Annotated in this window: 9 protein-coding genes; 4 read left to right on the top strand and 5 right to left on the bottom strand. The window is 36.9% G+C overall.

Annotation, left to right across the window (positions count from 1 at the left end; genetic code table 11):
• The 3 genes from QHT84_RS12930 to QHT84_RS12920 form a co-directional block, all read left to right on the top strand.
• Window positions 1-671, top strand: a 671-nt coding sequence (locus tag QHT84_RS12930; RefSeq protein WP_283239988.1) for a T9SS type A sorting domain-containing protein, incomplete at its 5' end; no start/stop codon positions are given.
• A 1,306-nt stretch (window positions 672-1,977) separates the two neighbouring features.
• A complete protein-coding gene (locus QHT84_RS12925) occupies window positions 1,978-2,400 on the top strand; it encodes a DUF6943 family protein (RefSeq protein WP_283239987.1) in 423 nt (140 codons plus the stop codon).
• A gap of 197 nt (window positions 2,401-2,597) precedes the next feature.
• Complete coding sequence (locus QHT84_RS12920) at window positions 2,598-3,548, top strand: DUF4476 domain-containing protein (protein ID WP_283239986.1); 951 nt, start codon at window positions 2,598-2,600, stop codon at window positions 3,546-3,548.
• 267 nt (window positions 3,549-3,815) lie between these two features.
• Here QHT84_RS12920 and QHT84_RS12915 read toward each other — a convergent pair whose 3' ends face one another.
• Genes QHT84_RS12915 through QHT84_RS12900 form a run of 4 tightly spaced genes read right to left on the bottom strand, consistent with a single transcriptional unit; the run spans window position 3,816 to window position 5,708 of the window.
• Window positions 3,816-4,034, bottom strand: a complete 219-nt coding sequence (locus QHT84_RS12915) for a hypothetical protein (RefSeq protein WP_283239985.1) — start codon at window positions 4,032-4,034, stop codon at window positions 3,816-3,818.
• A gap of 12 nt (window positions 4,035-4,046) precedes the next feature.
• Window positions 4,047-4,490: a hypothetical protein gene (locus QHT84_RS12910; RefSeq protein ID WP_283239984.1), complete on the bottom strand. Its 444-nt coding sequence runs from the start codon at window positions 4,488-4,490 to the stop codon at window positions 4,047-4,049.
• A 12-nt stretch (window positions 4,491-4,502) separates the two neighbouring features.
• Window positions 4,503-4,898: a DUF5675 family protein gene (locus QHT84_RS12905; RefSeq protein ID WP_283239983.1), complete on the bottom strand. Its 396-nt coding sequence runs from the start codon at window positions 4,896-4,898 to the stop codon at window positions 4,503-4,505.
• 51 nt (window positions 4,899-4,949) lie between these two features.
• On the bottom strand, window positions 4,950-5,708 hold the full coding sequence (locus QHT84_RS12900) for a hypothetical protein (RefSeq protein ID WP_283239982.1): 759 nt from the start codon (window positions 5,706-5,708) through the stop codon (window positions 4,950-4,952).
• Between the two features lie 922 nt (window positions 5,709-6,630).
• On the opposite strand from QHT84_RS12900, the gene QHT84_RS12895 reads away from it, so the two are divergent.
• Entirely contained in the window at window positions 6,631-7,182 is a 552-nt protein-coding gene (locus QHT84_RS12895; RefSeq protein WP_283239981.1) for a hypothetical protein, read from the top strand.
• A gap of 59 nt (window positions 7,183-7,241) precedes the next feature.
• Here QHT84_RS12895 and QHT84_RS12890 read toward each other — a convergent pair whose 3' ends face one another.
• Entirely contained in the window at window positions 7,242-7,970 is a 729-nt protein-coding gene (locus QHT84_RS12890; protein WP_283239980.1) for an SIMPL domain-containing protein, read from the bottom strand.
• Between the last annotated feature and the right edge of the window lie 28 nt (window positions 7,971-7,998).

Genomic DNA, 7,998 nt, shown 5'->3' with positions numbered 1-7,998 from the left:
CGGTAAATCCAATTTGCGCTGGTGCTACTTTAAACGCCTTACCAACTACTTCCAATAACGGTGTAACCGGTACTTGGGCGCCAACACTAAACAATACCGACACCACTACATATACCTTTACGCCTACTGCCGGGCAATGTGCTACTACAACAACATTAACCATTACCGTAAATACTACACCTGCACCAACAGGTAATAATACTCAAAACTTTAACGTTGAAAATTTAAGTGATGTAACAATAGCAGATTTGATAATTAATCCAACAAATGTAATTTGGTATGACACCTTATCAGATGCACTATCAGGAAATAACCCATTACCGTTGGATACCGTCTTGGAAAATGGACAAAACTATTTTGCTGTAAATACAATTGATGGGTGTCTCAGTGAACCTTTTGAAATTGTAGTAAGTGTAACGCTTAACACAATTTCATTTGATAATAGTTCTATTACAGCATACCCGTCACCAACCACCGGCATTGTTTATTTAAAATCGAGATTAAATATTTTGCATATTAGTGTTATCGATACCTTAGGGCAGATTCTAATAAGCAAACAAACAAACTCAAATGAGAATACTATTGATTTATCATCATTAGCAAATAGTATTTACTATGTAAAAGTAAATTCGGAAAATGGGTTCAAAATCATTAGAATAATCAAAAAATAAGAACATTAAATATATCCATTCACGTAAATAGTTTTTACTGTACTGATTATTTACATAAAAACAAAATCTTGTTGAGTGTTAACATACAATAGTACATCTTTGACTATGGCTACTGAAAAAACTTAACAAATACTTGGTTGAAAAGCGTTCGTTTATCATCTTGGCGAGGTAGTTCTCCTTCCAAGCTTCTTTACATAATGTGGCGTTATAGCGCTGAAGCATCTATAACAACATTATGTAAAAAAGCCGCGCACCCAACGCTCTGGTCGGCGGTTCAGCGGCAACTTTTTTAATAGCTCCCATCGCATCACCCAGCTATTAAAAAAAACCACCACTTCACCGCCGCCATAAACAACGTTTACCTTTTCAATAGAAGCATTCCGGTTATTTAAATTGCTATTTACTCACTCGTTAACTGTCTTTATCAGCTAACCGCTTAAATCGGTAGTGTTTGCATTGCTTTTATAAGTGCCTTTCCGAGTACTTTAACGCAAAACTACTGAATACTGCCACTGCCCACTGCCTACTATCCCGGCACCCATAAAACCAAAGTTCCCGGCAAGAGTATAATTTTTCATTTGCCTGGAACGATTGTTTATATTGCTTTCCGGGCTAGCCAATGCCTCTACAACAAACTATATACTTTAGCTGCTTGTGGAACTCTTCCAAATGTATGTTATCAACAAGGCATCGGCCAGCCAAAAAGCAATCACAACTATACCACTTAGCAAATAAAAAATCATACCCATGCCCGCGCTACTGCCCCGTCGCACTAGGTCAGAATCTGCATTGCTTTTATAAGTGCCTATGCTAATTCTTAACAACTTTACTGCTTAAGTCAGTTATCGATTACTGTTCAATACTCAAGGCACACATAAAACCAAAACCAAGAAAGCGTATAAAATCCGTACCGGAATTTTATACCCTTTCCCAAACCCTGTAGTAGATTCCACCCATCTTTGAAAACAACAATGAATTCGGAATCAAAAAAAAAATAAAAAAAGACTGCAAAGGTAAGTTCCGGGTATTCAAAAAAGCAAGTTCAAGCCCTTCGGGTTTCGGATAAAATCTCCACCCTAACAATTCCAATCACTTTTATTTTTTGTGTAGACGATTAATGTTTCGTTCTCTTCTCGGGTAGTATTTTACCCGAAAAACTTGCTTTTTTTGAAACCCTCCACTTCAACGACTGGCTTTCTTTTTTTCTCTTTTTCTTTTGAGAAAATTTTGTATACGAAGAAAAGCGCAGCATACACGTCCTCTGGAAACTGAAAGAAAAGAAGATGTAATTTTTAAATCCAGTATCATGACAAACTTCATTATCAAAACACACAAAAAAGATATCAATTATCTGAAACCTCATTTATTCATCCTTAACAAAGGACTAAATGGCGGGAAGCCATCAAAAGAACCATTTACAAACTGCTTTGTTGTCATTTTCGAAAAGGAGCAGGATTGTGAAAGTATTTTTTGGATAACGTACAGCCTATGGCAATCCAAATTTTGGCACCGAAACCTTGTAGGTTCTGTAATTCCCTTTTTACGAATCCATGATTTCGTATGTGAGTTTTCAAGCAAAGCCGATGAAATGCTAGCCGATTTCGAGCAACATCAAAAAGATATTCGAGCACTGCAATTACTGGAGGAAAAAGCAAATCAATTTCATCAGAACATAATGCTTATAAACGATTTAAAAAGAGTAATAGTGAACAGATATTGTAAAAGATAACCCTAAAACCTAAACCCAAAAGAATTCAGATTAAATTACCTGCTTTCAGGTATAAATTAAAACTTGTGACAATCTATATTTGCTATATAATACTTCTTTATAAAAAGAAGTTAGACTATTTGATAGAAAAGTTCTAAAAAAGTAAGGAGAATAATTATTTCTCAAACTATTTTAAATCACGTTTTAAAAACTTACAAATGAAAAAACAAATTATTTTAATGACGCTGTTGTTAGTATCAACATACAGTTTTTCTCAGTCTGGCCCAGTGGGACATCTTAATATTTTTTCAGAAGATGGAGACCGTTTTACTTTAATTCTAAACGGTGAAGTAATCAATGATACTCCTCAAACAAATCTCAGAGTTGAAGATTTAAATCAGCCTTACTACAACGTAAAAATAAAATTTGAGGACACAGCACTATCAGAAATCTCAAAAAACAATTTGATGATTACTGATGTAGATGATGTCTTCTCCGATGTAACTTATAAAATCAAACGAGATAAAAACAATAAGACAAAAATGAAATTGAATTACTTTTCATCTATTCCGGTCCGCCCCGACTTTATACCACCGTCAAATATTCATGTAATCCATTATGGTCAGCCTAAAATCCCTGTAATTGTAAATCAAACTGCTGGTGTGACTCAAACAACTACAACAACAACCCAATCTGGAGGCACTAATGTAGGTGTTGGAGTAAATGTAGGTGGAATCAGTATGGGAGTCTCTATAAATGACAACATAGGAAATGGAGTAATAACACAAACCACCACCACCACCACTACTTCTTCTTCAACACAATCTGGAAATGTAATTATTAATTCCCCTGAACCCTCTCGTGGTTGTAACGGCCGACCATCAATGACAGCAGCCAATTTCAATTCAGCATTGGCAACTATCAAAAAACAAAGCTTCGAAGATACCCGACTCAAAACGGCAAAACAAGTGATTAATGTAAATTGCCTTAATGTTAATCAAATAATCCAAATTGCCAATCTATTTAACTTTGAAGACAATAAATTAGACTTTGCTAAATATGCATATGACTATTGCATTGAACCCAAAAACTACTTCAAATTGAATGGAATCTTTACTTTCAGCAGTAATGTTGACAATTTATCAGATTATATTCAAAGCAGACAATAAATCTTATTACTTTCAAAAAGCCTTCTAGATTAATAACCAAAAAAGCCAAGTCTCTCGACTTGGCTTCACCATTTTTAATCTAGGTTACCACAACAAAGATTAAACTATTTTTTGTGCTTCTTCAAAACTCTTTTAAGAATCAAAGAGATTGTAAAACTAACTATAGCTCCAATAGAGGCCAAAAGTACAGTCTTTACAATATCAGCCGAATAAATATTAGGCACAACACTTAAAAGTGTACCCCCGGCTGTCCCTATCATCGTTGAATTATTTGTTGACATTGGCATCTTCAACAGTTAATTGGCTTACGGCCGAAGCTACCCCTCCGGCAACAACCAAATATCCTCCAACAGTGGTTACAACAACTGGTAAAGCTATTGGTGCAGCCAATATACTTCCGCCAATTGCAGCAAGAGCCAATCCAATGTTTCGAAGCACTTTAAAAAATTTCGGAGTAGGAGCTTGTGCTCTTTTTCTAATAGTCATAACAATTAATCTTTAAACAATCAATGAAACTCTGACTCGCTTTGATTCAGTTATAACAAATCTCTCGGCCATGTTCATATATTCTTGAACTATTGAGTCGACCAAAAAACTCTTTTGACTTTTACCAAAATTATTTTCAACATTTATCAATGTAGACTGCGGTTTTAACTTCACCCCTGTTTCAGCAACTATGGTAAAAACACTCGAATCATGGCTTATGCCTCCAACTTCAAATATTGATATTCTATCAAATTGAATTGAACCACGCTGTATGGTAAATAAATTTGGCCCGGGATCCTTTTTCCCTCCAACATCAAAAAAACCACCCATATCTGGTGTCTTACCACCACCTATGGTAGCTGTACGAGTTGGTTGGGAATAGCTGATAAGTGTTCCTAAAACAGCCATTAAAAGAAACAATACTTGTTTCAGTTTATTTAAAAAAATTGTTTTCATAATGTAAAAAATTTAAGATTTGATAATAATTAAAACGCGTTGCTTTTGCTCCATGGCTTTGTAGACGATAGCTTTAAACTTGACAAGAACTTTTCGGGATAGTAAACCTAATCCGGCTCCCGATATCTTGGTTACCGGTGCAATACAGCCATTCAGTTCTTTGCGGGCATTGTTGGCCGGATGAAACAGAATAAAACTTCTGTTTTTTACTGCAATGATTTCCAAATGCCATTTATACTTCTTACTGTATCGCTTTCTGATAAAATATTTCCCCTCAGGAATGCAGGAAACCTTCGTTTCGTTATTCTTCCAAGGCAATTCAATGGTATAACAAATGAATTTGCCCTCGCATTCGAGTTTACCATTAGTTCCCTTGGGGAAATAAGTTCTGGTTAATACTAAAACCACTTCTAAACTGTGTTTGTGAGACTGTCCCGAGACTTCGGGAGTCGAAGTCCATTACACTCCACTATCAACCTTAGCAATTGACAAGGGGTTGAAAGCACCATTTTTTAATGGATACATTTGCCCGTTGATTTCTTGGTAAAACTCAATACCCAAAGCCAAAAACAAGGGCTTTGTCGAGTTGGCCGTAACGGCATTAGTTTGAGTGATAGCTGCAGTTGGTGTGGCATCCCATGGCAAGATTGCCGTTTCAGAGGTAGCTACAACATAAGTCTCAGCCTCAAAGTCCACTTCTGCGCCTCCGGAAATGATTTTAAAATGGGTAGTCCCACTTGGTGCAGCAATCATATTCGCCGGAATGAATGATGCGATATCAACAGTAATCTCTCCCGAAATCCTGTCAATAGCAGCTACGAATGGCGCATATAAACTAGTACCTAACTTTCCGCGAATATTAAACTCAAAGCCAAACAACAATTCTGCCTCACCGTCAATAACGTTTCGCAAACCCCTTTCACTAACGGTATCAGCCTGAATAACCTTTACCATAGCTTGGGTAAGCCTACTTACCATTCTACTGTCTGCAGAATTAATAAGTAATGGTCTTAAAGCAGTGCGCAAAAGCTTCCCAGCCTTTCCTGCCCTACCAAATTCAGAACCATTCTCACGAGTCCTTTGAAACGCTGGGTCACTGGCAATTCTACTGGCATCAATTCCTCCTTTCTCGCGTGCCAAATGCCCATCTTGCGTCTTGTAAAAGGTAATATCCCCGATAGTACCTTTCAATTTAATTATGCCTTTCTGTCTAGCCATAATCTTTACAATTTTTGATTAATACTCATTTTCACAATTCACTTTCATTTCGATAATCGTTGCAACTAAATCTCAATGATTTGAACAAAGATTCAGACATAAAAATCACATTAAAAAGAGTATCTATCAATACCCACAAATAATCAACTATAACCACCAATTTTAATTTGTGGAGTTCTTCAAAAATTCTTTAGTTTTGTGTAATATGTTCGGCATGACAAAGACATACCAAAGGCATATATAAAGTATCAATAAGTTAAATGGGAGCAAGCAATGGAAGAATCTGCATGTACCCGAAAGACGTTCAACGCATAATGGGGAAAGAATACACTCAAGCAAGATTGTATTTAATCAAGATAAAAAAACACCTTAATAAAGAAGATCATCAATATATTTCAGTAGAAGAATTCTGCAAATATTCCGGTCTTCCAGTAGAAGAAGTTTTGCGTTGCATGTTGTAGGGTAAGATTAATAGATTTAGGTCTACAGGTTCACTGAAAAGCTTCCAAACTAGTTCATTATGAAGTACAAAAAATAGTACGATTCCATCCAATTAATTTGTTCAAATAACTAATAATCATTAAATTTACCTCATAAGATTTGATGATTTTTGCAGTACAGATGCAAAATCGAGACCCTAGTTTTTTAGGTTTTTAAAACCCTCGTAAATAAAGGAATTGCAAGGTCGGTTCGAATCCTGCTCTCCCCACGAATAAATGTATAAATAATAAAAAACGCCAAGTTTACTTGAGCGTTTTTTTGTTTTATGCATTTTCAGAGCGTAACTCCGTAGGATGGCGAAGCAATCCTGCTCTCCCCACGTATGAATGTATAAATAATAAAAGCACCTAGTTTACTTGAGTGCTTTTTTTGTTGGTGGTAAACCAAAATACGGTATATTTGATTTTCAAAAATTGAGCTTATGAAATCAAAAGTAATTTTCAGTTCCTTATTATCCGCTGCATTTCTGATGGTGTCTTGTAAAAAAGAGGAAGAAGCCGTAACCACATCCGGCGATAAACCCAAAGAAATTATTATGCCGCGCGTGCAAACCATCCCGAATCAAACCGCACCCAATATGCAACCGGTAACGCAAAATGTTACCCCTATGCAAAGTGCGCAGCCCGTAACGACAGGACAACCGGTAACTTTGAATCCGGCGCCGGTAACTACCAAACCGGGGATGAATCCGCCACACGGACAACCCGGACATCGATGCGACATAGCTGTAGGCGCCCCATTGAACTCTCCTGTAAAGCCAGCCGTAAAAGCCGGTTCCGGAACCACACAACAAATTAATCCGGCTACCATTACTACTACCTCGACAACGACACAACCCTCGGGCGCTCCGGCCATTTTGAGCACCGAAAGCGGCTCAGCCACAACAACAACCGCCCCTGGGATGAATCCGCCACACGGACAAGACGGTCACCGATGTGATATTGCCGTGGGCGCTCCACTTCCGAAATCATAAAAAGCAGTCATAAAAAAATCCCGTTTGAAACGGGATTTTTTTATAATCAACTTCACGTTTTACTCTAAAACAAAAGAGACCGTAACGTTGGCATTAATTTCAATTTCACCTACGGCCAATGTTTCTCGGCTCGAATCTGCTTCAGCAGCCATAGCCATCATATTTCCTTTGAACATCGGTTGCGGATAATATACTTGAGAATTATCACTTATTAATAAAGCTTTACCTATTTTTTGATTGAGTACCGATACATAATCAGTCGCTTTTTGTTTGGCATTGAGCATCGCTTTTTTTCGGGCTTCTTTTTCAAATTCTTCCATTTTAGACGATTTAAATTCTACACCCTGAATCGAATTCACTCCGGCATCATTAAGTCCCATCATGATATCGTCGTACTTCGATAAATCTTTTAGAGTAATACTTATCGTTTGATTGGCCATAAAGGTATACTTCTTCTTCTCGTAGTCATAACTTTTGTTCAAACTCACATTGTTGGTTTTGTAATCCGATGCTGCAATACCGCTTTTCTTTAAAAACTTGATTACTTTATCGACTACTTCGTCGTTGAGTTGCTTAACTTCTTTGGCGTCTTTACCCGAATTTTGGAACCCAACAGTTACGATAGCCTGATCGGGAGTTACTTTTACTTTTCCTTCACCCGTAACGGTTATTTGAGGAATTTGAGGTTTTGACTCTTGTGCCATCGAAATGCCTGTAATTAGTAAGGCCAAAATGATTACTGATTTTTTACTCATTTGAGTGAACTTTTCTTGAATTTTCGTTGTCATAGCTTTCTTTTTTTGATTTATGATTTGC

It is taken from the genome of Flavobacterium sedimenticola, assembly GCF_030053345.1.
In the GTDB taxonomy this organism is placed as follows: Bacteria; Bacteroidota; Bacteroidia; order Flavobacteriales; family Flavobacteriaceae; genus Flavobacterium; species Flavobacterium sedimenticola.
The sequence above is the reverse complement of the archived record's forward strand: the minus strand, read 5'-3'. Positions and strand labels throughout refer to the sequence as shown.